This window comes from Sedimenticola selenatireducens, assembly GCF_963675335.2.
GTDB lineage: Bacteria > Pseudomonadota > Gammaproteobacteria > Chromatiales > Chromatiaceae > Sedimenticola > Sedimenticola selenatireducens.
Genome location: NZ_CAXXYC010000004.1, coordinates 635,176 through 660,931, shown reverse-complemented (window position 1 = coordinate 660,931; position 25,756 = coordinate 635,176). Strand labels below are relative to the sequence as shown.

Genomic DNA, 25,756 nt, shown 5'->3' with positions numbered 1-25,756 from the left:
CGCGGACGCAGTTGATTGCCCGGTAGCCCCTAATACGGGATGATAGAAGCATGACAAGGCAATCCGTAAATACAGCTACATGGCCCGACAGCAGACAACTGCAGCATATCCTGATCGATATTGCCGAGGCCGAGGTACTCTCGCGCTATCGCCATCCGGATGTGACGCGCAAAAGTGATGGCACCCTGGTGACCGATGCCGACCTGGCGGTACAGAGCCGATTGATTGAACAGTTGGCCGCCAGCTGGCCAGAGATCCCGCTGATGGGGGAGGAGATGACCGCAGAGCAACAGCAGGCATTGGCCGCGCATGACTGTTACTGGTGTGTTGATCCGCTGGATGGCACCACCAACTACTCCGCGGGACTACCCTATTTTGCCCTCTCCCTGGCCCTGGTGGTGGAGGGAAGGGCCGTGCTGGGCATTGTTTACGACCCGGTTCGCCACGAGTGCTTCCGTGCCGAACTGGGCCGGGGCGCCTGGCTCAATGATGAGCCGCTGCGGCTGCATCGGGGGCCGGGCACTTTGAAAGAGTGTATTGCCATTGTGGATCTAAAACGGCTTACGCCGGAGTTGGCGGTGCGCCTGTCGAACCGGCCGCCCTACCGTTCACAACGCTGTTTTGGCGCAATTGCACTGGAGTGGTGCTGGCTGGCGGCAGGACGGGCTCATCTGAACCTGCATGGTGGTCAGAAACTGTGGGATTACGCCGCCGGCCGGCTGATTTTTTCCGAGGCAGGCGGGGTATTCAATCAGGAGGCAACCGAACAGGAACGGCTAGGGCTGGCGGTACGGCCCGCCCTGGGTGCGGTTGATGAACATCTGTTCCGGCTCTGGCAGTCGTGGCTGCAACAGGCCGGTTTTCCCCTGGCGGAGGCCGGATAAGCGGTTACTCCACCCGGTAGCCGGATCGTATGACTACAAATAACCATGGGCGAAGCCGTCAGTGATGGGGTATGAGCCCGGATAAACCGGAGGTAGACAATGAGCAGTAATGATGAACAGCTGGATATGGAACTGGGCAGCGGAATCGCGGCTTTTGAGTCGAAGCATTTCGCCAGTGCCACCAAGTTGTTGTCGGGTCTGGCCGAAAACGGCAATCCTGAGGCCCAGTACCGCATGGCCATCATGGCTCAGAATGGACTGGGTATGACAGTCAATCAGCTGATGGCCTACAAGTATATGAAGGCGGCAGCCGAGAGCGGTATGGCGCTGGCACAGCATGGCCTGGGTTTTATGTACATGGAGGGTGAGTGCGTGGAGAAGAACGGCGCCAAGGCGGTGGAGTGGTTCACCAAAGCCGCCGAGCAGGGGCTGGTCGGTTCCCAGACTACCCTGGCGATGATGTATGAGACGGGCGAGGGCGTCGAGCAGGACCCGGAAGAGGCCCGGCGCTGGTATCACGCCGCCGGTTTTGACGAGAAATAGGCGTCCGGAGAACGAATAAGCAGGCCAGCGAAACCTCGGGTCGTCGCGCCGTGGCGTGACGACCCGAGGTTGTGCGTCAGCTACTGTGGCGTGTGCGGCGCTGGCGCACCGCCTCGGCCAGGGTGCGCAGCAGGGGTTCGGTGTCTTCCCAGCTGATGCAGGCATCGGTGATACTCTGGCCGTACACCAGCTCCTCGTCGGCACGCCACTCCTGGCGTCCCGCCTCCAGGAAGCTCTCGATCATGACGCCGTTGATGCGCCGGTCGCCACGGGCGATCTGGCCGGCCACATCATGGCCCACATCGATCTGTTTCTGGTGCCGCTTGCGCGAGTTGGCGTGGCTGAAATCGATCATCACACGCGGTTTGAATCCGGACTGCTCCATCTCTTCCGAGGCAATGTTGATACTTTCGGTGTCATAATTTGGACGAGTGCCGCCGCGCAGGATCACATGGCAATCCTCATTGCCGGTGGTGGTGAAGATGGCGGAGTGGCGTTCCTTGGTTACCGACAGGAAGCAGTGCGGCTGGGAGGCGGCGCGGATTGCGTCCAGGGCGATGCGCAGGGTGCCGTTGGTGCCGTTCTTGAAGCCGACCGGGCAGGAGAGGCCGGAGGCCAGCTCCCGATGCCCCTGGCTCTCCGTGGTGCGTGCGCCGATGGCGCCCCAGCTCACCAGGTCGGCGATGTACTGGGGACTGATCAGGTCGAGAAATTCGGTGCCGGCAGGCAGTCCCATGCTGTTGACATCCAGCAGCAGCTGGCGTGCCAGGCGCAGCCCCTTGTTGATATGGAAGGTGCCGTCCAGGTCTGGATCATTGATCAGTCCCTTCCAGCCGACGGTGGTGCGCGGCTTCTCAAAATAGACCCGCATGACGATCAGCAGATCGTCCGCAAGCTCCTCACGCAGCATGTTCAGTTTTGCCGCATAATCACGCGCGGCTGCCGGATCATGTACCGAACAGGGGCCAACGATCGCCAGTACCCGGTCATCTTCGTCATGCAAAATGCGGTGTATCTCGCGTCGTGCGTTAAACACCGTATCGGCAACCGCATCGCTAACGGGGAACTCTGCCAGTAGTTCAGCCGGGGCTACCAACTCTTTAATGGCGGCGATGCGAAGGTCGTCGGTTTCGTGGCGCATGGTCTCTCTCTTGTGGAAAATAAAAGTAAGCCGATGATTGTATAGTGTAATCCATTCCGGCAACAGGCGTCCCTGACACCGGGGGAAGGCTTGTGTATGCTGTCGGATATGGCATCAGCTTGAGCGAGGCGGCGTTATGACGGAACTGACACTGGTAATCGGCAATCAGAACTACTCTTCCTGGTCCCTGCGGCCATGGCTTTTTCTGGCCCATCATGCGATCCCGTTCAAGACCAAGAAGGTCAGCCTGTTCACTGACAGCATGGAGCGGGATCTGGCGGTACACTTTTCCGACAACAAGGTGCCGATACTGATCGATGAAGATCTGGAGGTGTGGGATTCGCTGGCGATTCTGGAGTATCTGGTGGAGCGTTTTCCCGAGACCCGGGGCTGGCCGGAAGAGCGTTCTGCCCGGGCGGTGGCCCGCTCGGTCTGCGCCGAGATGCACTCCGGTTTTTTCGGGATGCGCGGCGAACTGCCGATGAATTGCCGTCGGCGCTTCCCGGGATTTGAGCCGGGGCCCGAGGCGCAGCGGGATATCGACCGGGTGTTGGGCTTGTGGCAATTCTGCCGTGAGCGTTATGGCGCTTCTGGCCCCTGGCTGTTTGGGGAATTCAGTGTCGCTGACTGCATGTATGCCCCGGTGGTGATGCGTCTGCTGAGTTATGAGATACCACTGGACGCGGTCTCCACGGTCTATGCCCGTACGCTGTTTGAGAGCCCGGCGATGCAGCAGTGGGTAAAGGCCGGTGCCGGGGAGGCTGAGGTGATCGATGAGGATGAAGCGGACTGGCCGAGCGTGCCGTTCTGATCTGATATACCGGGGTGGAGCCAGATTGGATCGGGCAATGATATAAACCGGCCCGACTCTGATCCCTTGCCGATAATCATCAGTTTTCACCGGTATTCAACCGGTTGACCCGCTGCTACATTCCGGTTAGTGGAAATATGATTTGGAAGTGGTCAGGTTGCAGATAGCCATTCACAGCAGTATCGGTGAAATACCCGCCGCAGAGTGGAACGGGCTGGTGCGGGATAACAATCCCCTGATCCGCCATGAGTTCCTGCATGCCATGGAGCAGCAGGGTTGTGTCGGTGAGCGGTTTGGCTGGCTACCGCGACATATCGGTGTGTATCGCGACGATCATCTGGTGGCAGCCATGCCGCTGTACGAAAAGTACAACTCCTATGGTGAGTTCGTGTTTGACAACGCCTGGGCCGATGCCTATCAACGCGCCGGCATGGCCTATTTTCCCAAGCTGGTTTCGGCGGTTCCCTATACGCCGGCCTCGGGCCAGCGACTGCTGGCACTGCCGGGTCAGGAATCTGAGTTGTTTCCCCTGCTGCTGGAAACAGTGTTGCAACTGGCCGGGCAGATGGGTGCCAGCAGTTTCCACTGCCTGTTTCCCAGCCCGGAGGGGTTTGAGTTTCTGGCGGGTCAGGGTCTGTTGACCCGACACGATGTTCAGTTTCACTGGCATAATCACGGTTACCCGGATTTTGACCGGTTTCTGGCCAGTCTGATCGCCAAGAAGCGTAAGAACATCCGTCAGGAGCGACGGCGGGTGGCTGATGCCGGGGTGACGCTACGCCGCTTGAACGGACACACGGCCACAGATCAGGACTGGCGGCAGTTTACCCATTTTTACAACAAGACATTCAGTGAGAAGTGGGGGATGGCGACGCTTAATTACGCCTTCTTTCGGCAGGTGGCTGAACAGTTGCCGGACCGGGTGCTGCTGGTACTGGCCGACCTGGAGGGTGAGTGCATAGCCGGTTCGCTGATGTACCAGAGTGACACCACACTCTTCGGTCGCCACTGGGGTGCCGACCGGTGGGTGGACGGGCTTCATTTCGAGGCTTGCTACTACCAGGGTATTGAACACTGTATCGAGCAGGGGTTGAGCTGTTTCGAACCGGGCGCCCAGGGGGAACACAAGCTTTCCCGGGGCTTCGTTCCTACCCTGACCCGGTCAAGCCACTGGATCAGCGATGACGGTTTCCGCGAACCGATTGCCCGCTATACCGAGCATGAACAGGCGGCGATTGCCGCTTACCTGGAGCAGCTGCAGTCGTCGAATCCCTATCGTGAGGGGCTGGCGGAGTGACAGGCCGGTCCGAGGAGAGAGAATGAAGCCCTATTCCGAGTCCTGTGACCAGAATCGTGATCCGATCCTGTCGGTGATCCAGCCGTTGTTTGCGGAGCTGACCCGGGTGCTGGAGATCGGCAGCGGTACCGGGCAGCATGCCGTCTACTTCGCCGCCGCCATGCCGCACCTTACCTGGCATACCAGCGACTGCCTGGAGTACCACGACGGTATCCGCCTCTGGCTGGAGGAAGCGGCACTGCCCAATGTCCGCCCGCCGCTGCAACTGGATGTGGCCCGCTCCGTTTGGCCTTCGCTGGACGTGGAGGCGGTATTTTCCGCCAATACTGCACATATCATGCATTGGCCGGAGGTGGAGGCGATGTTTGCCGGTGTCGGCGGGTTGCTCCCGGCGGGTGGTCTGTTTGCCCTTTACGGTCCGTTCAACTACCAGGGCCGGTTTACCAGCGACAGCAATGCGCGTTTCGATGGCTGGCTGAAGCAGCGGGACCCGGCCATGGGTGTGCGGGATTTCGAAGCCCTGGACTGTCTGGCCAACGCCGCCGGCATGGCATTGATGCAGGACTTCGAGATGCCGGCCAATAACCGTATCCTCTGCTGGCGGCGACAATGACCCTGGTGATCAGTGGCGAGGATCAGGCGGTCTCAGGCTGATCAATCCGTTGCTTTACCAGTTCCCGGGTCTGCTCAACCCACTGTTCCCGTTCAATGCGGCCGGGGAAGTGCAGATGGTGATTCAGCCAGAGGATATTTTCCCGACTCAGGCCGGCAATCTGGTAATAGTGGAAAATTCCCAGATTGTGCAGGGTCTGCTCGATCTTCGGGCCTATGCCGCGAACCTTCTTGAGATCATCCATTTCTCCTTTCGGTTCCGCCAGCGCGGCGGGGCGCCAGTCGTCGGTGATCTCCCGCTGCTTTGGCTTTTCCGTATCTGGTTTGCTGGTGCCGGCGGCTGATTCCAGCTCACGCAGGCGTTTCTTATGGCTGCTCAGCTCCGACCGAAGCAGTGACACAATGATATGGTCATCGCCGCGGCCGATAGTTTCTCCATCGCCCTTTTCGTCATCCTGCAAGGCGTGGGTAAAGCCGCGCAGCAGCCAGCCGATGATGCCGCCCAGTCCGAATGCCAGCAGTATCCAAATGAGAATCTGAAAAAAAAGGTAACCCATCAATCTATCCCTTGGCCGTGCCGCGCGGTGCCCGGCCGGCGGCAGTGCCGCATAAGCCGATTTCCCTTGATTCCGGCATCAGCGCTCCTTGATGCTGGATGACCAGGCGGCCGCATCGACCGGTAATGTGGTGGTGGCGTCTTTGCCGGTCAGCATGGTGAATTCGTCAATCACACGGTTGACGCCTTCAAGTGCTTCAAGCAGATGTAGAGCCTGGTCAGCCATTTTATTCGATGGTGCCTCTCCCCGCAGGTGCAGGTTGCGCCCATCGATCTCAAGGCTTACCCATTGCAGCTTGTTTTCTGCCAATGCGGTTTCTCCCCGCAATTTCAGGTCTTGCTCGATCTTCTCTGTCCCATTATAAAAGGCGAGCGCAAGAATCAGTACAAATCCGCTCAATCCCAGCAGCAGGGTTTTGCCTCTACTCATGCTTCACTTTTTACCTCATGCGGTGGTGGTGCGGATAGTGAACGGACTCTCAGTTTTATATCTACTCTGATTTGCCAGCCCCGGCAATAGCCGGATCTGCGAACTGCTCTATACTCAATCTGTTGACTATTCCCTATGCTGCCAGCTTTTCCAACCGGATGCACGACCGGGTAAGGCAGCAGGGATGGCAGGGAGTTCCTTTGAATGATGTCTATCGTTGTGACTGTCGGTCGCCCGATGGTAAACCCGGGTTCATGTGATGTCAGAAGTTGAGCCGATGGTGTCGGCAACCGAAAGGCGTATTCCGACCGGTTCGCTCTATCACTGGTCGCTGTTCGGATTCCTGCTGGTTACCCTGCCCCTGGTGATGGCGCTGATATCAGGTCTGTTGTCGGTGAGCCGGTATACCGAGAAGAGTCAACAGGCGTTGTTCCAGACGGTAAGCGCCAATGAGGGCGGTCGCACGTTGCTGGAACGCCTGATATCCATGGAGCGCGGCATCCGGCAGTTTCAGGTATTGAAGGATCCGGAACTGCTCCAGGTGTACCGGCAGCACCATGACTCCTTTGTCGAGGTGGCTCGGGGGCTGCGCTTTGACGGATTGCCGAATAATCTGCGCATACCGCTGAAAGGCCTGGTTGCGGCTGAACAGGGGATGTTTCAACACATACAGACGAAGATTACCGAGTCCGGGGCAAGCCTGACAGCAGATGACCTGCAGGGCTATGCTACCCTGACACTGCAGGCACGCGCGTTATTACATACCGGTGGCCGACAGGTGGGTATAGAGGCTGAGGCCTTGGCTCACGAGGCTGACCGGGTACGTCACTCCATGCTGCAGTGGGCACTGCTGGCCCTGCCGCTGGCGCTGATTCTGGGACTGCTGTTCGTTTATCTTATGACCCGGCCGATCAAGCGCATCGAACGGGTTATCAGTGAACTGGGTGCGGGACGGTTTGACCGGCCCATCGTGATTAACGGACCCAGTGATCTGGAGGATCTGGGTCGCCATCTGGACTGGATGCGGCAGCGGCTGAAGGCGTTGGAAGGAGAGAAGCAGCAGTTTATCCGCAATATTTCCCACGAACTAAAGACCCCCCTTGCAACACTGCGGGAAGGTGCCGATCTGCTGGAGGATGAGGTCGTGGGTGAGTTGAACCAGGAGCAACGTGAAATCGTGCAATTGATGACCATCGGTGCGCTGCAGCTGAATGGGCTGGTGGAAAACCTGCTGGAGTATCAGCGTCTGGCCAATCAGCGCACCCTGGCTGAGCCGCATGACTTTGATCTGGCGCAGCTGCTGAGAAAATTGCTGGATGACTACCGGCTGCTGGTGCGAAACCGGCGGCTGCAGATTGTTGATGAATTGGAGCCAGTAACCGTAAAGGGTGACAGGGAGGCGATCAGGATGGCGTTGGGTAATCTGTTGAGCAATGCAATCAAGTTTTCACCGGAAGGGGGGCGGATCAGGCTTGGCCTGTCGGTTCATGAGGGTACCAGCATTTTTTTGATAGAAGACCAGGGAGAGGGGATCTCGCCGGAAGATCAGCCTTTTGTTTTTCAGGAGTTCTATCAGGGGCAGAGTGTCGGGCGCTCCAGTGTCAAGGGGTCTGGTCTGGGGCTTGCCCTGGTGAACGATACCGTCCTGCGCCACCGGGGCAGGATCACCCTGTTGGCGGCGACGGATGAATATTCGGGTGCCCGGATCTGCCTGGAATTGCCTTTGACGCAGCGAAGAATATCGGAGGTGACTCAATGAAGTGGATCTGCTGGCTCTGCCTCCTGTTGTTGTCGGGGTGTCAGCAGCCGTTGGCCCGAAACGATGCTCCTGTGCGGGTGACTGAAGCGGCGGTGGATATATCAGGAGGGGCGTTGCGGAATCTGATAGACTTTTCCAATCGTTTTCAAGTTCATACGCGCCAGGATCAGTTGATCCTGTGTGGCGAGATGCGCCAGTCCCTTAGCCGTGACGGGGATCTCTGGACCGGCTGGTATCTGGCCACCGCAATCAGTCAGGTGGAAGGCTGTGGAGAGCCGGAAGAGGCGATTACCCTGATCAATCATCTGCTGGAGCAGCGTTTTGTCTCGCGCGAGACGGGCTGGCTCGCCTATTATCAGATCAGCCTGTTGCAACGACAGCAGCGTCAGCGTCAACAGCTCAGCAAGGCGGTGGCGGAGCAGAGGAGACTGGAGGAGAGACTAGCCCAGGTTGCTGAGGCCAAACGCCTGTTGGAGAACCAGTTGCGTGATCTGAAACACATCGAAACCAGTATTAACCAGAGGCTTGATGAAAAACAGCAAGGGACAAACCCGACCGTCACAAAACCAGCGGGTGCTACTGGTCGATGATGATCCGAGTCTGCTGCGACTACTCTCTCTGCGCCTGACCGCGATCGGATTATCGGTCGAGTGCGCGGACAGTGGCGAGCAGGCTGTGGGTCTGGTACCCCAGTTCAAGCCCCATCTGGTGGTGACGGATCTGCGTATGGGGGAGATGGATGGACTGGCGCTGTTCCGTTATCTGCAACAGTACTATCCGCTGTTGCCGGTGATTATCCTGACAGCCCACGGCACAATTGCCGAGGCGGTGGAAGCGACCCGTCAGGGGGTCTTTGGGTTTTTAACCAAGCCCTTCGACAGCAAGGAGCTGATAGCACAGGTGGAGCAGGCGCTGCGGTTGGGTGGCTGGCCACAGGGAGATGATGAATCCTCGGTTGAGCAGGATTGGCGCGCTGAGATTATTACCCGCAGTCAGTCGATGGAGCAGCTATTGCAGGAGGTGCAGCGTGTCTCCCAGGGTGATGCCAGCCTGTTTATTCATGGTGAGAGTGGCACCGGCAAGGAGCTGATTGCCCGGGCGGTACACCAGGTCAGTCCGCGTGCCACAGCGCCCTTCGTGGCCGTCAACTGCAGCGCCATCCCGGCGGAACTGCTGGAGTCGGAGCTGTTTGGGCATGTACGGGGGGCCTTCAGTGGCGCCGTCTCATCGCGGGATGGATTGTTCCGCAGTGCCGATGGCGGCACCCTGTTTCTGGATGAGATCGGTGACATGCCGGCGCTGTTCCAGGTAAAACTGCTGCGGGCCCTGCAGGAGCAGCGCATAAGGCCGGTGGGCGCCAACCAGGATATTCCGGTAGATGTGCGCATCATCTCGGCCAGCCATCATGATCTGGATGCGCTGGTGGAAGAGGGGGACTTTCGCCAGGACCTCTACTATCGCCTGAATGTGGTTACCCTCACTCTGCCGCCGCTCCGTGAGCGGCGGGAAGATATCCCCCTGCTGGCCAGCCATTTTCTGGCACGGCTCAGCCCCCGCTATGGCAATCGGGTCAAGGGCTTTTCGGCGGAGGCGCTGAATGCCCTGGTGCAATATGACTGGCCGGGGAATGTGCGCCAGTTACAGAACGTGGTGGAACAACTGACGGCGCTCTCCAGTACGCCGATCATACCCGTCAAGCAAGTTGAGAAGGCGTTTAAAGAGAAGGCCGCCTTGTTGCCGGGATTCCAGGAGGCGCGGGAACAGTTTGAGCGTGAGTATCTGGTGGAGCTGCTGCGGCGGGTGAATGGCAATGTCAGCCAGGCGGCCCGGCTTGCCAAACGCAACCGCACCGAGTTCTATAAGTTGCTCAAACGCCATCACCTGGAGCCTGCACGGTTCAAGCAGGATACTGAGGCGGATTAACTACTGCCTGCCGGATGCGGTGTCCTGCCGGCAACCGTGCCGGGTGTGATTCGGCATAAGCCACACCGGCCCCATATTCGGTTACGGCAGGCGTATTTCACGCACCGGGCTCTGGGATACCACCTGGCCGTTCTTGCCGATGGCCAATACTCGCCACCAGTAAAACTGCGCGGGTTGCAGGTGTCCCCGGGTCACCTCCGACAGCGACAGCCGGGTCTGGGAAGCGGGCAACAGGGCGCCGGCTTCCGGTGGCCCCGTCAGGGTGCCGGGGTGTTTTCCCGAAGTGAATTGCCCCGCTTCCGCCAGCCCTTCCGGAGTGATCTCCCGGGTTGCCGGTTGCGAGTAGAACTCCAGTTGATAGGCTTGTGCACCGGGCACCTGCTGCCAACTGAAACGGGTGTCGGGATGCAGATAGGTCCCGTGCAGTGGTGTGTCCAATACCAGATCAATGGGCGCCAGGGGAGTCACCGTTGCCGCTTCCTGGGCGACAAAATACTCAATCGAAAGGTCGTTGAATTCCGTGCCCGGCTCTTCAATCCTGAAACGAACCAGATAACGCCCCGGTTGCCGGGTTTCCAGCGCAGGACTTGTCAGCAATACCTGGCCGCCGGCGCCGAGAAAACGGCGCACATTGGCCAGTCGTCGATAGACCGGTTCACCGTAGGTGGTTGAAGGTGTTGCGAGCTCCCAGACGCCCTTGAGCAAGCCCGAGCCACTATAATTCAGTTGTGTCAGGGCGGTGAGTGGTTCGGTGCTTAGCAGACGTCGTATGCTGGAGCCGTCATCAAAACGGATTTCCTGACGATTGATGCCTAAACCGGCTGATCCAGCCCCGGTGATGTGGAGTGTGACCGAGCCGCTCTCTATATCAGACGGGTTCTCCGTGTCATAAAAATCGCGCTGATAGATAAAGCTGTTCAGCCCCAGCTTTTGTGCCCTGTAGACAATCGAGGCTGGCACCTGGACGGCTTCCGTCAGGGTTATGAAACTGTTGCCCATGCCGAGATCGCTGCTCTTGACCGTGCGGGTCAATCCCTTTGAGACTGTTCCGATGATCCCGCCCCCGAGCGGGCTGAGAAACCTTCCCTGGGTTGAGATGATTCTGTCACCAGCGGACAGGTTGATGCTCTCAACCTGCCAGGTGGCCACCACCTGTGTGTTTCGGGCCAGGGCGACCCGGCTGGGTGATACGCCGGATACCAGGTTGACCACGGCCCCCTGGACAGCGCCTGCCGAGATCAGCCAGAGCGCATACCCGAGGAGCAGGGGCAGATAAAATTTTCTGACAGTGGCTTGCATTCCAGACTCCATTAATAGGTTCCCGCCCAGCCAATCAGTGCCCGCAAAAAGAGCTGATAGCTGTCCTTGTCATTGCCGGTAACAATCGCATCTGAATATTCGTGATAATCACCACTGAGTGTTAAAGATACACCCGGCCGGGTTGGGCTGGACTTGACTGCATTCCAGGTCAGACTGGCCGATACCTGATCGGTTGTATTGTCCGATGAATCGTTGGTGACCCAAGCGCGGTTGAGACTGTATTCCAGCCGGCCAGTGAGCTGGTCAGGAATCAGTCGCGCATCCAGGCCCACGCCCCATAGCAGACTCTTGTCGGTATAACCGAGATCCAGATAGGCGGTCTCATCCCAGGCTACATGTGGCGTCAGGGTGTAATTGGGCGTCAGGGTGAAAAAGAAGTCCAGACCGGTGGAGCGGCTACGGGATTCATTCGTGGTGGGCGTGCCCCCCTCGCCTGAATCATCATAAAGGCGTGTCCAGGTGTGGTTGATGCCCCAGCTCCAGTTGTCATGGCTGAAGTTGGCCGAGGCTCCCAGTATCCGGGTCTGGGTGTCCACCCAGGTGTTGGGATCCGCGGAGGAGCGGGCGGTGGTTTTTGCGCTCTGCAGGTTGCCGAACAGCGAATAGCTGGGATATCCCATCCAGCCGGTTACCAGTTCGCCCTCTGGCGTATAGTCCGGCATTGGCGTATAGGTGGTGCTGAGCGTGGCCAGGCGGGTCCTGAGGCGGGGCAGGGTCGGCAAATCCACTACATTGTCCGTCTCCTGGGAGAGTTGCCCCTGAAGATTGAAGCCTCCCCAGGTGAGATCACTGAACAGCCGCGCCGTCTTCCGGTCGGCGGTGGAGCCGGGACTGGCGACGCTTTTGAAATAGGTGCCGACCTGCCGGTATTCCGTGCCCAGATTCCAGTCCAGATACTGGTCATTCACCTGCTTGTCCATCCAGGGCTTGTAGGTCAGCAACAGGCTGTAGGCGTCATCCTTCTCGCTTTCATACCCGCCGCTTCCGTCGAAATCATAGTCTGTCCTGGCATACTCACCCCGCAGTCTGAGACGCTTCTCCAGCCACAGGTTGTCCGCCATGATGCTCCAGGCATCCCCACCGGTGGCCAGGGAACTGCCAGCGACGCCCTGTCCGGTATCGGGCGCTTCTCCAGACAGGTAGATGGCGGAAACCGCCATGCTGGCGTCGGTCCGGTTGATCGGGTAAGCCGTTACTACGCCACCGTTCACCTGATCCGTATTATCGGTTACACCGAGGCCGCCCTGAAAGCCGGCAAGCTGGCTGCCACGCATGCTGAAGCCGGTTACGCGGGTGTCGAAAGCTTGTGCGCTGTAGCTTGCCGAGACACCACGGCGGTTGAACCCGGACATCACCAGGTTGTCCGGCGAGATGGGATGGTGTCCCACCTTGGCGCTGAGGGCGTTTTGCTGCCAATCCATCAGGAACTCGCCGACGTCGACTTCACGACCCTCACTGTTGGAGTTATAGAACAGTGGCAGATTCACACCAGCCTGCCAGTCATTATCGGCAGCGCGGCCCTGAATGATGGCACTGCCGGTACCCTGGGTGCGTTGTGGGGGCAGGTCGCTGAGATTGTTTTCGGCCAGTCGCTGTGAGAGCTCTGCCGATGTTGCCATGTTCAGTGTGGCCTCCCGGAAGGCGGCCGACTTGCGAATCTCCAGCCTCCAGAAACCCCGTTCGATAATGGAGCCGTCGGCGCTGTTCTCCAGCAGTCGCAGACGGTGCTGGCCGAAACCGAGTGGCTGGACCGGGACAAAGATGGCGTAATCCCCTTCGCGTCCCACCATGGCGGTGACATCGATATCGTCCAGTTCCAGGGTCAGACGCTGGAGTGTCTCCACGGGTACATCCGGGGGAATGAACAGGCGAATCGCCTCTGCCGGTTGTCTGAAACCGCTGTCTGCCGGCGCTGCCAGCTCGGGTGTCCAGTTGGCCATGACCGGTGATATGAAGAGTAGCGAGAGTAAAGTAAGACAACGCCGGGTCGGCCTGATTGACCACTTGCATCCTGCATTCATCGACTGTGATCCCCCAGGCTGGCGCTCTTGCCCATCATTGAAAAATTTTTTCAATAACAGCAATTTTAGCGGCTTCCGTCAATAGCCATGCGCGGGATGAGGAAATCCGTCACGCCCCATGCAGGTCTGTCCTATTCCTGTCAATGAATCTCCACCGAAATGGCCGGTGAAGGAGGGCCGAGCAGACCCTGTTGCGTGCGCCAACGGACACGGTAGTCGGTTTTGCCCTGTCGCGGATGGGTGTCCACAACCGTATTGCCAGTGCTGGCGCCGGTCACATGGCGCCAGCGGGTATCGTCCTCCGACCGGGTTTCCAGCACCAGGGTGTGATCCGGCGGAGCGAGGGTAACGTCGATCACTACCCGGGCGAACGGTTTGGCCTCATAGTGGGCCACGGGTTGGGGCGGTGCCACGGGAATAACGGCAGCAATGCCCAGGCTTACTGCTTCACCGGGATCGCTGCGATTGCCGCTGGCGTCCAGTGCCACCAGCCGATACCAGTAGGTTTCGCCCGGAAGTACCCAGGCATCACGCCACTCCCGGGCACTGCCCGGCAGGGGATCACCAATCACCAGACCGGGATCGTCAGGGCCACCACGCAGTACCAGTAACTGTGCGGTCTGGTTTTCCGGGGCGGCAGGATGGAAGCGTAACAGAGCGCTGCCATTGACACTCTCGGCGGATACGATTGATGGGGCTTCCGGGGGCAGGGTGTCCGGGAGATCCACTGCCACCGGCTTACTGGCGGGGCCGGCAACATCTCCCCAGGCCACGGCGCTGACCCGGTACTCCAGGCGCCTGCCGTTCATCGGACCGAGATGGTCGTCCAGACGTGGCTCCTGGGTGAGCAGATTACCCAGCGCCTGCCAGGCACCTCCGGGTACGCGCCGTTCCACCTGATAACCGAAGGCCCCGGGAACCGGGTCCCAGGCAAGGCGTACCCGGGTGTGTCCCGCTGCTATTTTCAGCCCGCCGGGGGCGGCTGGCGCCTCGGCGGAACGCCGTGCCAGAGCGGCGTTACCCGGTTCACCCACATTGCCGTGCGGGTCGATGGCGCGTACCCGATAGAACAGGTTGGTTGCCCGGGCGGGGGGAGTGTCGCGGTATTGGGTCTGGTTGCCTGGAAGGCCGGTGGGTGTGAGTATCTCATAGGGCCCGGCCGGGAGTGGCGAGCGTTCCACGATGTAACCGCTGGTATGGGGGCTGGGGTTGGCCTGCCAGCTGATCTCGATGGCCTCTTTTGTGGTGTCGGTGGTTATTTTGCCGGGTGGGTCAAGGGCGCTGAGATCGGGCACAAAGAGATCGAGTATCGCCGCCTGGCTGGGCCGTCCCAGGACATCAATGGCGCTGACCAGATAACGTACCTCGCTCTCCAGTGGCGGTGTCGCGTCGGTAAAGGCCACCGTGTCAGCGGGCCAGTCGCTTCCCCGTATCAGCGGCTGGGGGGTCAGGAGTGATCTTTCCCCCTCACTTTCCCGTTCAACCCGATAGGCCAGGATTGGCAGCAGGTGCTGGTCGGGGCCCTGCCAGTAAAGTTGCACACCATTGGCCGCCGTGATGCCGCGCAGCTTCACGGGTGCAGATTGCAGCGGTGTGGACTGGGACAGGTTAAATGGCTCGGTCTTGAGGTACTTACCATCCGGTTTTCCGTTCTTTCCCAGTCCCAGCACGGCAAATCCGGTTGGCTGCGGAGTGAGCCCGGAGAGCTCTACCCCCAATCCCAGGGCCTTGGCGAATTCCCAGTTGCCCAGCGTCTGTATACCGAGGCTGATTGCATTGCCCGCGCTGGTGCGGATCGGGTTGTCCGGATTGGCGAGGCGCTGAATGTCGTTGCGCAGCTCCTGTGTGAGCTGCTGCATCGCCTCACGGTTGGCGCCGGGCCCGGTCTGCTCCACCAGCAGATTGCCCTGGTCGTCTTCAAGTCGAAAGCCCCCCTCGCTCCAGCGCTCGGGTGGAATCCACCACAACAGGTGTACCCCACCCCGGCCATCCGAGGCGATGTAGAATTGACTTGTTGATCCCTCCGTGCTCCGGGCCGTCGACTGCAGGGAAAGGCAGAGCAGCAGGGCCGCCAGCATGCTGTATGGATTTAACAGAAACCGAGACATATGACTTTCTTCGCTGTATTGACGGCGCCTTCTGCGGCCTTGCCGATTGCGTTGCCCAACTTCTCCGCCCCCTCGACCACTGCTTTGCCGATTTCTGCGGGGCTGCAAAGACTGCCCGATACGCCGGGGTCAGGGGGCGCTGGCAACACTTTCAGTGAAATAGTGAGCTTGCCGATGGGACAGCCATTGAGGTTAAAACCATATTTGAGCTTGATGGGGCTGGGACCTGCCACGGTCATGTCCGCATCGACCCCCATGGAGAGGCAGCCGCCGGCGAGACACCCCTTCGCCTCGACGCCCACCTGGTTGTTGGCGGTCGCCTGGGGTTGCGGGGTGATGGTGACGTCGGCGCGCACATTGCCGCTGACATAGGCACAGGTGCCGCCGTCGCAGGTGATGTCGGGGAATTTGGCGTCGGCCTTGGCGCCGATCTTCAATCCCTCATCTCGCCCCAGATTGAGCCATACCCCGCCATTGATCAGTTTCGCTACCTCGCCCGCTACCGGGTTGCTGTCGGTGCCGGCGTAGAGGTGCCAGTCGCCGCCGTCATCAAAGTGGGCCTGCAGGGCCTTCGGGTTGGACTTGACTCGCGCAAAGCCCCCCATGAAGGTCTGCTCGCCGCCCATCTCGGCATGGAAGGTGCCGCTGCCGTAACTCAGCGATCCGTTGATGGGTGCCGAACCACCATGACCGGTGGTGAGTAGCCAGAGGCCAAAATCCATCTTCAGTGCCGGATTCTGGGGATCAATATTGAAGTAGCCTTTCAGGGTATAGGCGAAGCCGCCATCGAAGGCCGAACCCATGATGAGATTTGCACCGTAGACGCTGCTGTTGGTGGTCTTGGGCATGACATTGGCCAGGTTGTGACTTAGTGAACCGGGTTCGACGTTGTAGCCCAGTCCACCGCCAAGGCCATAGAGATTGAGCAGGTTGGGAACCACGGTGATGCCCGGCGGCGGGATGTTGTAAGTCAACACAGCCGCCCAGTAATCGTTATTGCCGAAATAGCCCAGCTCGAAAGCGCCGGTGACCGGCAGCGCCGAACTCTTGAAGAAGTTCATGTTGGTGGTGCCGCGGTAGATCACCTGCTTGGTCGCAGCCTGGGCCGGGGTGACCCAGCTCAAGGGGGCAGGCGGATTGGTTGCCGCCAGGCTGCCCGCACCTTCACCCACATACTCGGGATGAATGGTGCCCTTGGTGATGGTGTCGGTCTTTGGGAAGGCGAAGGTGATCGGCACTTGGCCCACCACCGGGCCGCTGCCCTGGTAATTGCCACTGCCGGGTTCGGTGATGCGATAACTCACCGGCATATCCTTCGCCTCCAGCGCCTTGGAGAGCTTCAGGTCGGCCACGAAATCGAACAGCAGGCGGTCGCTGCCACTGGTTGGTGCCGTCACCTTGGCCGATTTCAACGTGACCGGACCCTGGGCGATGAAACCGCTGGTGCTAGTGAGTGTGGCGCCTTGTGACCCGTTTGGCAGATAGGCCCTGCCGTCCATGCCGAACAGCAGCCCGGAAAGCCATACATCCCGGGCGAAAGTCTTGTCTGCTCCGGCGAAATCGAAGCGCGTGTCCGAGGTTACGGCCCAGCCGATGTCCGGTTTCCGGGTCAGGGCAAGATGGGTTGCCTGCAGGGTGATCGGCCCGTTGGTCACCGGCGCCGCCTCTCCTTCGAGTGCCAGAGCGATGCTTCCGGGGCCCTGTCCGGCTTTGAACACCGGATCACCACTGCCTTTCAGTTCGGCATTGATCCAGGGCACGGTGACACGCAGGTTTTTATAAGTGGCCTTGAGCTTACCGCTGTCGGCCTTTACAGCGATCCCATCCCAAGCGATCTTGCCCTTGTCGAGCGCCGCCTGGAAGGACCCAAGCTGGCCACTGCCGCAGGCGCCGCTGGCATCAACGGCCCAGTTGTCCACCTTGCCTGCAGGTGTGCCCTGCAGACCGAAATCGAACGCCGTCAGTTTTGCCTGACTGCCGAGATGCACGCCGAGGAACTGGCTGCCGGTGCCGCCTCCGCAGGCGCTGTCGGCACCGTTGCCGGCGGTGAGACTGAGATCCAGGGTGATTTTGTCCGGGTCGATACGGTAACCGCCCAGATAGAGCTGGGTGTCGGCCATGGCCAGGTCGTCAGCAATCCAGTCGCCATCTGGAGAAAGCAGGCCCTGGACATTCTGCCAGGCGGGTGGCTTGCCGGATTGTGTTTCCAGCAGTTCAGGGTGACTGAGTCGTGCGTTAAGCCAGGCATCAACGCCGACACCGGCCTTGCCCTGGAGTTTTGTGATCGAGGCCTTCAGGGCGGGTAGTGGCAGGTCGGTCAGTCCAGTCTGGGTAATGCTGAATTCGCCGGACGCCACGGTGACACCGTCATTTTTCAGCTGCCAGTCCTTGAAGCTGATCGGCACCGGCCACTGTTTGACTGCATCGCCACCGCTCGGCAGTTTTACCAGCAGTATGCCTTCACCGCTGTAGCGTCCGTTCTTTTCCGAGACCTTTGGGACCCCGCCGGCTTGTTGCAGTCCGGCAATGGTGAACACCCCTCCCGGCACCGGGAACTCGAAGGTGCAGGCCTGTTTCGCATCGGCTCCCACGACCAGATAGTCAAATGGCGACGAAACAACATAATTGGGTGGCTCCTTGTTCAGGGTTAATTCACCGACTGCAGAGAAAGTGGCGTCACTGAGGGTGGAGAAGACACCAGGCTGGAGCGATAGTGCTGCCAGCTGGATGGGCTCGGCCAGTGCCGCGACCTGCTGCAGCGGCTGGTTCAGGTAGCTGACCGGGTTGAGCCCCGGTTGTGCAAGCTTGTGGGGCGACAACACGCCAACCTTCGGTGCGTTCTTGAACTCGCCGGCCAGCGCCTTGACCAGTTCGGGATTGCGCTTCAGGCCGTTGGCGCCAAAGGCGGCAGTGAGCGTGTCATAAAGATTGCTCCGTTTGGGTTCTGGCACCACCTCGGCCTCGACCTTGAGCGAGCGTTTGCCAAGGCTGTTCAGCCCGATGGGGGGTGACGGCAGCCCACTTTCCACATCCACCCGGGGTGGAGCGATGGGGGTCAGGTCAAACCAGCTCTTTTTGCCCGCCAGTTTGGCCAGGTCTTCCTGGCTGCGTGGCTGGGAGGGGCCAAGGATCCGTTCTTCTTCACCGATGGAGACACCATCCAGCAGCCAGCGCAGCCGCGCCTTGCCCTGTCCGGTGTAGCGTACCGAGGCCTTGGCGGTCAGCTCCTGGCTGCAGGTGGAAACCCTGGGCAAATCCAGCGCCAGATCGAGTTGGGGCTGTGCCTGAACCGTCAGAGTGGCAGGGGATTGCGGTGCGACAGAGAGTGCCGGCCCGGTCGGGCTCGCAGCAGGTTTTTTACGTTGGCCGGCATGGGTCGGGTTCGGAGCAGGGTCCTGTTGCCCGGCAAGGCCGTCGATGCCGATATCCACCAGCTGCAGCGGGCCGTAGCTGGCGGGATCGGTACGTGGTTCTATCTGAACGTTGCGACAGAACACCATAAAGGCGCGGCCGGCCACTGATTGGGACCATTTCATCTGCTCCTGGCCGGTGTGACCGCCTGCCGTCAGGGTGGAGACCTGGGCATAGAGGTCCTGGTTGTTGTCGATCGACTGAACCGCCTGTATCTGGCCGCCCTGCTGCACGTCATCGGTTGAGAGCTGATAGATCCGAATGGTGTAGGGACCGGTACCCGAGTAGCTGTGCTGCTGCCCTTCGCCCAATGACAGCGGATTATCGGAGGCGTAGCTGCCTGGATCGCCGGATTGGACCATGGAGAACGGAGTTACCGTGCCGTCACCCCAGTCCACGAAGACATTATCGAACAGCCACCCGGTAGCGAGTACCGTCTTGCCGTTGAGGGGGTGGTTAAAGGTGGTCTGCTGGGTCTGGGGGTGACTGGCATAGGGGCTGTTGTCGAGTTTGAATGTGCCCTTGACGCGGAAGCGGTCGCCGACATGGCCGTCCCCCGCCTCGATCACGACGCCACCGCCCTGCTGCTTGGCGTTCTTGTCCAGGTTGATGAGGTTCAGTCCACCCGTTTCATTGTCGCAGTTGAGGCCGGTGGGCGGGCTGGGCGACTTGAGCGGCCAACGCTCGGAGAGCGCGATCTCGGTTTCGATAAAGTCTGCTCCCGGTTTGGCTGTTTGCGCGTCACTCAGGGTCGCGGGGGCTGCCTGTTTTGCCGCCGCATACATGACCGGCTGTTCCACCAGGGCGGTTTTCACTACACCGGAGCCATGATATTTGCGATATCCCGCCACTTCCCAGTGCAGTTGGGCATTCGCATTGCCCAGGGCCGCCATTTCCGCCGAGACGGGAACGCCACTGATCGGCCCGATCGCCTGGGCAGCGAAACCTCCCTGCTGCGCGATGTCCTGTTGTGCATTGCCATGATCCTGTACCGGTTTGGTCGTCGCAGATGATGCAGGTTTCAGTAGTTCGTTGAGCAACACCGCATCGGGCCGGAACCAGGTGGGCAGTATCGGAATGGTTTTGCCCAGCACCTTATATTCGACCGGATTAATGCGACGCTTGGCGGCTAACTTGCCCTTGGCGTAGAAGCGAATCTCGAACCACTCGGCGGTGCCCGGGTTGGCCTCTTTCCAGCTAAACAGCACTTCGTCATGCAGCAGCGGTACATCCACCTTGTAAATGGGGGTTGGCGGGCCCATCGGCTGGCCGGTTACCGGGTCTTTCAGTGGCGCCTGCGAGGCGACCTGCTGACGCCAGTCTGGTGTCTGCAGGTCGATACGCGCCTTGAGTATTTCAGCAAGATCCAGTTTCGGCAGCTTGAGCTTGACCTGCTGGGGTTTCAGTTGCGGTTTTAGGCCCAAGGCACTGAGTACGGAAAACTGCGCCGGCTGCTGTACGGCGCTTTTGCCCTTGCCGGTGGATGCAATGACCTGGCGTTTGCCAGTCTTGGCCTGCTTGTTCAGTTTCAGGGTTGTCTGCAGTCTGTTACTGCCGATGCTGATCAGTGAACCCTGTTGCTGGATATCGTCACCAAAGTCGAGCAGCATTGACTTGTCCAGGTTCTCTCCCTGCAGTGTCACAATGTAGCTTTTACCCGCAGTCATCTGACTGGGCGTGATGGTTGTGATGACGGGGGTGGGTATTGGCTGTGCCGCAGGGGGCGGAACGAAGCCGCCACCGGGTGGTTTGGGTGTAAACTCCCCATCGCGAGCGGGTGGCGCGAAACCGCCCGTGGGTGGTGGTGATGCGATGGATCTGGTGGTGTCGATAATCTCCAGTGCGCGTGCAACTTCTGACTGGCTGGTTGCCGCTGGCAGGGCCAGCATGCCAGGCGTGCCGGTCGCGGCCGTCAGTGATGCCGTGACAGTACGGAATCCCGGCAGGGCATCGCTGGTGACCTGTACCGATATGCTGGCGGTATTGGCGTTGATCACCCGCACCGGGCCGCGCGGAAGAATGCCCGCGCCAAAATCGAGCTTCATGCCGCTGGCAAATCCCTGGCCGGCCAGAGTCAGGGTATAGCGATGGTCTGGCTGTAAACGGCTGGGCGTCACCCGCAGCAGACGCAGCGGCACGGAGGGGGAGGCGCCAACGGCTGGTTCGGCGGGTGTGGTCCGGGCAAAGCCGCCGGAGAGGCGGGGGGCGACAGGGGTTTCGGGAAGCGCCAGCTGGGGGGTCCTGCCAGGGGTGCGGGCGGTGATGGTTACGGTCGGGTTCTGTAAACGGGCAATGCCGTCCACGAGTAGCGACAATCTGCGCGGTCCCGGTGCAGCCTCTGGATGTACGCGCACCACCACCCGGGCAGAGGCATCGTTAATCATCGTGAGCGTACCACCGCTGACTCCTTCACCGAGATCGATGCCCATCCCGGCGCGCAGACCGCGGCCGCGTATCAGCAGTGTGGCGGACTGTCCCTGATTGAGACTGTTAGGGGTGATCGATTCAATACGTATGCTACTGGGCAGGCCGATCCGGCTCTGTGACTGGACGGCACCCGCCGTCACCAGCAGCAGTATCATCAACAGGCCAACCGCAGTGAACCGACGTGCTCGCTGCAAGGGTGGGATCATTGCGGTTCCTTTGCTGTTCATGCAATCCCCGGTGCTCTCCGTTTATTCGCACATAAACTATAAGCTTTTTTGCTGGCAGCGTCATGCCGGTAATGCGGTGGATCATCCGCTACCGGTAGCGCTTTCCATGGACGTTGTACCAAATGTATGTGCTGTGTTGGCTTGGGCATTGTCCCGGTACAAGCGGCACCACACCGTGAATTCGGCTCGGGGCGGGCTTTCTGCAGACTAGGCCCTCCACCACGGCGGGCAAATGTCACCGGGAAAGGCTTCAGTCGTGATTTTTGAGCATAAATCACTTCAATAAAAAGACCAGGCTTCATGCAACAGGTAATTGGGACATGGTCTTTCAACAACATCGTTGTCTCACCCTGTCTCCGGATGGCAACAGTGTTGATCGGAGGGAAATCAACCGGTTGCCCGGTCCGTTTCCGGTGGTTGTCGTGCGGTGACGACAGGTGCACCGCGTGGGGCGATGGTTGCTTTGATAAAAAAATCATTAACTGGTTGATTATTAATAATTAATTAAAGTTGGCACTGTGCTTGCTGTTATCTGCTCAGCTGACTGCACCGAGGCAGCCGGCCTAATCTTGCAACTATTGATAAACGGAGTTCCCTATGACCAAGAAGATTATGACCCTCCTGTTTGCTTCCCTGGCCGCGGCTGCGGTGATTGCGGCAGAAAGCAAAACCGACGTGGTGCTGGATACCGATAACAACGGTACCCTGAGCCAGGAAGAGGCCAAGGCCATTCCGGGTCTGAGTGAGCAGTGGGAGGTGCTGGATGTGAACAAGGATGGTCAGCTGGACCCGGCTGAATTCGCCAAGTTCGAGGTGGTGACCACCACGGCTCCGGCCAACTGATCGGTCGTATGCAGGTTGCAGGGCAGTACTCCCTCCTGTGATACCTGCATGCGATTGGCCAAACCCCGGCGGGTAGCTCCCGGCGGGGTTTGGTCGTTTGTGGGCTGTCGATTTAGCGGGTCAGGGAGAGGAACAGCTCCGGCAGTTTGGCCGGCAGTTTCTCTACCCGGTCGATGACGCTGTACTGTTTGCCGAAGATATCGCTGACATACTCATCCGCCCTGGGGTCGAGGTTGATGCAGTAGGTGTAGATGTTGTCCCGGTCCAGCTCCTGGACCGCCTTGCGCGCATCCTCGATCAGCAACCGCTCATCCTGGACGTCGATATCGGAGGGCTCGCCATCCGTGAGGATCAACAGCAGTTTTTTCTCCGCCTGGCGATTACCCAGGTAGTGGCCGGCGTGGCGCATCGCCGCCCCCATGCGGGTGGAGTAGCCGGCCTCCATGGCCGCCAGCCGCGCCTTTACCTGATCGTTCCAGCTCTCGCTATAGCCCTTGATGTGCTGATAGCGCACTTCATGCCGGGTGTTGGAGGAGAAGCCGGCAATGGCGAAACTGTCCCCCAGCCGGTCGATGGCCCAGGCCAGCAGCGCCACCGCCTCCTGGCTCAGTTGCAGGATGCTCTGCTCGCACCCCTCCGGTACCTGGTGCAGGGATTGCGACAGATCCAGCAGCAGCATGACCGCGATGTCGCGGCCGTCGTGCCGATGGCTCATGTTGATCCGCGTGTCCGGTGTCGCGCCGCCCTTGAAATCGACCAGGGAGCGGATCGCCACATCCAGGTCCAGCTCGCTACCCTCTTCCTGATAGCGCACCCGCACATACTGCTGCGGTTTCAGCAGGTCGAGAATGCGCTCCAGCTGCTTGGCCAGGGCGCTGTGCTTGGTCAACAGATCATCGATTAATTTGGCATCGCCTGGTGGATGTAACGATTCATACAGACTGACCCAGTCGGGACGGTAGGTCTGGGTCTTGTAGTCCCACTCGGGATAGTGGCGCGGCGGCAGGGTGTTCAGCGGCTCCTGCTCGATCTTCTTGCGCTCCACCTCGAACTGCTCCTCCTCGTCCCCCTCCTCGATGAACTTCCACAGGTGACGGTTATCATCCCGGTATTCCACCACGGTGTTCTTGAAGTAGACGTTGGGGGCCTGATCATTCTGGATCCGGGTGCGGGCGATAAAGGAGATTGCCAGCGGCACGATCGCCTGGGTGCTGGTCTCGCCGGCCTGCATCAGTTCATGGAACTGTGCCACCGCGTCGAGAATATCCGGGTTGCGGTAGCTGTGGTGCGGATTGAGAATCGCGTAGGAGAGCATGGCCAGGCGGTGGCGGATACAGGACTCCTTCTCCGGGTCGCACTCGCCCTCGATCGGCACCGGGTGCAGCGCCAGCCACAGCTGCCGCAGACCGGGATACTGCTGCATGGCCAGGTATTCCACCCGCGAATCCTCCAGCAGCTCGATGGCGATGCGCTGGAACGGGCTGAAGTTGTCGGCAAAGATGAAGTGGCTCCAGCGGCGGTGGGCCGCGATATGGGCCAGCACCGCACGATAGCGGTCGATGCCGGGTACGCCGCTTTCCGTATCATCGAACACGTCCGGCAGGCGGATGCCGAGGGAGTCGTAGTAGGGGATCGGCTTGCGCAGTTCGTCGAAGGCGGTGGAGTAGGGGACCAGGTGGTCCTTGTCCTGCCACAGGGCGCGCAGGTAGAGATCGAGCTGGCGTTCATGATCGGCAAACAGGGTACCGTGGCGCTCCCGTTGCAGCATGGCGCGGCTGTCGGCGGACTGCAGGCTGAAGAAGTCCTTCTGCCGCTCGGGGTGGTTGGAGTAGTTGCGAATGCCGTACTCGGTCCAGTTGCGTATCCCCTCCAGGGAGAGCTGGTTCAGCAGATAGGGCATCTGCTGCAGATACTCCTTGGCGCCCGGGCTGGGAATGGTGGCCTGCCCGCCGTGGATGGAACTGCTGGTGCGCTCCAACATGTTCAGCAGCATGTCGATGTAGCGCACCAGCTGTTGCTCGCTGCCGAGTCGCCGCGCCGCTTCCGGCAGAGTCTGCAGGAACGGCAGGATGATGGCGCCATTGGGGGTGCGGGAGATCTTCCAGACGCTTTGCGAGACCAGGCCGAGTACCGGCTCGCCCAGCCGGGCCGCCACCTGCGGCATCTCCTCCAGATAAACCAGCACCGGCTCGAAGCCGCGGCCGATCATGCAGACCAGGGAGGCGCCTTCCAGATAGCTCTTGATGCCTGCCTCGCTCAGGCTGGCGGCGGCTTCTTCCATGCAGTCGCCAAACAGCAGGTCCAGCTGCTGGAAATTGCAGGTCAGTTGCTCCCGGTAGGCCTGAAGGGCGGATTCCTCAATGCTCACAGTGCTGGTCCCCGCGGAGTGTCTCCGTCATTTGCTTGCCGGTCAGGCGAACAGGTTGTCGATGGCGTGATCCAGGGTGGCCCGGATATCGGCGTCGTCGGTGATCGGGCGCACCAGTGCCATGCGGCAGGCGGCGGTCGGCTCAACCCCCTGCCTGATCAGCTGGGCACCGTACACCAGCAGGCGCGTGGAGATGCCCTCATCCAGACCGTGGCCTTTCAGGTTGCGGGCGGTGTGGCCGACCTTTACCAGCTTGCCGGCGGTGTCGTTGTCGATACCGGTCTCCTGGCAAATGATCTCGACCTCCAGTGTCTCGGGTGCGTAGTCGAAATCGAGCGCGGAGAACCGCTGCTTGGTGGACTGCTTGAGGTCCTTCATCAGGCTCTGGTAGCCGGGGTTGTAAGATATTACCAGCTGAAAGTCGGGGTGGGCGGCGACCACCTCGCCCTTCTTGTCCAGCGGCAGGGTGCGGCGATGGTCGGTCAGCGGATGGATCACCACGGTGGTATCCTGGCGCGCCTCCACCACCTCGTCCAGGTAGCAGATGGCGCCGATACGTGCCGCCACGGTCAACGGACCATCCAGCCAGCGGGTGCCGTCCGCGTCCAGCAGGTAGCGGCCCACCAGGTCGGATGCGGTCATATCCTCGTTGCAGGCCACGGTGATCAGCGGCCGCTTCAGGCGCCACGCCATGTGTTCGATAAAGCGCGACTTGCCGCAACCGGTCGGCCCCTTGATCATCACCGGCATGCGCGCCTGGTAGGCGGCCTGGTAGAGGGCGATTTCATCGCCCTGCGGCTGGTAGAAAGGCTCCTGTTGGATACGGTACTGCTCACTGTTTTCTGTCATGACGACCCCGTCTTGCGATAACCAAGATTGTCCAGCAGATTAGTAGGTATTCAACTGGAGTAATAATAGTTTTTACTGATTAGGTTAATAATAATAAATTTATGAACGACGGTCATCGTATTATATTTGGTGATGGATAAAGTAGCTGTTTGCATTTATTCCGACGATTTTCAGAGGCTGGGGCAGGCGCGGTGATTTCCTGCCACACAAGCGGATGCAGGTGACA

At 60.0% G+C, this 25,756-nt stretch carries 18 protein-coding genes; 9 read left to right on the top strand and 9 right to left on the bottom strand.

What is annotated here, in order from left to right:
• Positions 1-50: 50 nt before the first annotated feature.
• Both ACHZBF_RS14185 and ACHZBF_RS14180 read left to right on the top strand, forming a co-directional pair.
• A complete protein-coding gene (locus ACHZBF_RS14185) occupies positions 51-884 on the top strand; it encodes an inositol monophosphatase family protein (RefSeq protein ID WP_321528802.1) in 834 nt (277 codons plus the stop codon).
• A gap of 99 nt (positions 885-983) precedes the next feature.
• Positions 984-1,427: a tetratricopeptide repeat protein gene (locus ACHZBF_RS14180; protein WP_273438236.1), complete on the top strand. Its 444-nt coding sequence runs from the start codon at positions 984-986 to the stop codon at positions 1,425-1,427.
• Between the two features lie 76 nt (positions 1,428-1,503).
• Here the strand turns inward: ACHZBF_RS14180 and aroG are convergent, their stop codons facing one another.
• Positions 1,504-2,568, bottom strand: coding sequence for a 3-deoxy-7-phosphoheptulonate synthase AroG (aroG, locus tag ACHZBF_RS14175; protein ID WP_321528801.1), 1,065 nt, complete (start codon positions 2,566-2,568; stop codon positions 1,504-1,506).
• 136 nt (positions 2,569-2,704) lie between these two features.
• On the opposite strand from aroG, the gene ACHZBF_RS14170 reads away from it, so the two are divergent.
• The 3 genes from ACHZBF_RS14170 to ACHZBF_RS14160 all read left to right on the top strand — a co-directional run bounded on the left by ACHZBF_RS14170 (position 2,705) and on the right by ACHZBF_RS14160 (position 5,289).
• Positions 2,705-3,379: a glutathione S-transferase gene (locus ACHZBF_RS14170; RefSeq protein WP_321528800.1), complete on the top strand. Its 675-nt coding sequence runs from the start codon at positions 2,705-2,707 to the stop codon at positions 3,377-3,379.
• Between the two features lie 148 nt (positions 3,380-3,527).
• Positions 3,528-4,676: a GNAT family N-acetyltransferase gene (locus ACHZBF_RS14165; protein WP_321529391.1), complete on the top strand. Its 1,149-nt coding sequence runs from the start codon at positions 3,528-3,530 to the stop codon at positions 4,674-4,676.
• A 22-nt stretch (positions 4,677-4,698) separates the two neighbouring features.
• Positions 4,699-5,289: a DUF938 domain-containing protein gene (locus ACHZBF_RS14160; RefSeq protein WP_321528799.1), complete on the top strand. Its 591-nt coding sequence runs from the start codon at positions 4,699-4,701 to the stop codon at positions 5,287-5,289.
• A 22-nt stretch (positions 5,290-5,311) separates the two neighbouring features.
• Here ACHZBF_RS14160 and ACHZBF_RS14155 read toward each other — a convergent pair whose 3' ends face one another.
• Positions 5,312-5,845, bottom strand: coding sequence for a hypothetical protein (locus ACHZBF_RS14155; RefSeq protein WP_321528798.1), 534 nt, complete (start codon positions 5,843-5,845; stop codon positions 5,312-5,314).
• A gap of 78 nt (positions 5,846-5,923) precedes the next feature.
• The gene (locus ACHZBF_RS14150) at positions 5,924-6,274 is read right to left on the bottom strand and encodes a BON domain-containing protein (protein ID WP_321528797.1); all 351 of its coding nucleotides are present in this window, start codon (positions 6,272-6,274) and stop codon (positions 5,924-5,926) included.
• A 259-nt stretch (positions 6,275-6,533) separates the two neighbouring features.
• Here ACHZBF_RS14150 and ACHZBF_RS14145 point away from each other — a divergent pair, with 259 nt between their 5' ends.
• Genes ACHZBF_RS14145 through ACHZBF_RS14135 form a run of 3 tightly spaced genes read left to right on the top strand, consistent with a single transcriptional unit; the run spans position 6,534 to position 9,956 of the window.
• Positions 6,534-8,033, top strand: a complete 1,500-nt coding sequence (locus ACHZBF_RS14145; RefSeq protein ID WP_321528796.1) for a sensor histidine kinase — start codon at positions 6,534-6,536, stop codon at positions 8,031-8,033.
• Entirely contained in the window at positions 8,030-8,623 is a 594-nt protein-coding gene (locus tag ACHZBF_RS14140) for a hypothetical protein (protein ID WP_321528795.1), read from the top strand. Before ACHZBF_RS14145 ends, ACHZBF_RS14140 begins: the two co-directional genes overlap by 4 nt.
• Positions 8,562-9,956, top strand: a complete 1,395-nt coding sequence (locus ACHZBF_RS14135; RefSeq protein WP_321528794.1) for a sigma 54-interacting transcriptional regulator — start codon at positions 8,562-8,564, stop codon at positions 9,954-9,956. The genes ACHZBF_RS14140 and ACHZBF_RS14135 overlap by 62 nt, the downstream gene beginning before the upstream one ends.
• An 81-nt stretch (positions 9,957-10,037) precedes the next feature.
• Here the strand turns inward: ACHZBF_RS14135 and ACHZBF_RS14130 are convergent, their stop codons facing one another.
• From ACHZBF_RS14130 to ACHZBF_RS14115, 4 genes are all read right to left on the bottom strand, one after another.
• Positions 10,038-11,255, bottom strand: coding sequence for a ubiquitin family protein (locus ACHZBF_RS14130; RefSeq protein ID WP_273438225.1), 1,218 nt, complete (start codon positions 11,253-11,255; stop codon positions 10,038-10,040).
• A gap of 11 nt (positions 11,256-11,266) precedes the next feature.
• Complete coding sequence (locus ACHZBF_RS14125) at positions 11,267-13,297, bottom strand: hypothetical protein (RefSeq protein ID WP_321528793.1); 2,031 nt, start codon at positions 13,295-13,297, stop codon at positions 11,267-11,269.
• 140 nt (positions 13,298-13,437) lie between these two features.
• Complete coding sequence (locus ACHZBF_RS14120; RefSeq protein ID WP_321528792.1) at positions 13,438-15,405, bottom strand: fibronectin type III domain-containing protein; 1,968 nt, start codon at positions 15,403-15,405, stop codon at positions 13,438-13,440.
• Positions 15,387-21,470, bottom strand: a complete 6,084-nt coding sequence (locus ACHZBF_RS14115) for a hypothetical protein (protein ID WP_321528791.1) — start codon at positions 21,468-21,470, stop codon at positions 15,387-15,389. The genes ACHZBF_RS14120 and ACHZBF_RS14115 overlap by 19 nt, the downstream gene beginning before the upstream one ends.
• Positions 21,471-22,067: 597 nt before the next feature.
• Here ACHZBF_RS14115 and ACHZBF_RS14110 point away from each other — a divergent pair.
• Positions 22,068-22,313 (top strand): EF-hand domain-containing protein, encoded by a 246-nt coding sequence (locus ACHZBF_RS14110; protein ID WP_029132046.1) that lies wholly within the window; start codon positions 22,068-22,070, stop codon positions 22,311-22,313.
• A gap of 112 nt (positions 22,314-22,425) precedes the next feature.
• On the opposite strand, the gene ACHZBF_RS14105 is transcribed toward ACHZBF_RS14110, so the two are convergent.
• Both ACHZBF_RS14105 and ACHZBF_RS14100 read right to left on the bottom strand, forming a co-directional pair.
• On the bottom strand, positions 22,426-24,681 hold the full coding sequence (locus ACHZBF_RS14105) for a nitric oxide reductase activation protein NorD (protein ID WP_321528790.1): 2,256 nt from the start codon (positions 24,679-24,681) through the stop codon (positions 22,426-22,428).
• Between the two features lie 42 nt (positions 24,682-24,723).
• Positions 24,724-25,530 carry a CbbQ/NirQ/NorQ/GpvN family protein gene (locus tag ACHZBF_RS14100; RefSeq protein WP_321528789.1) on the bottom strand — a complete coding sequence of 269 codons (807 nt, stop codon included), beginning with the start codon at positions 25,528-25,530 and terminating at the stop codon, positions 24,724-24,726.
• Positions 25,531-25,756 lie beyond the last annotated feature (226 nt).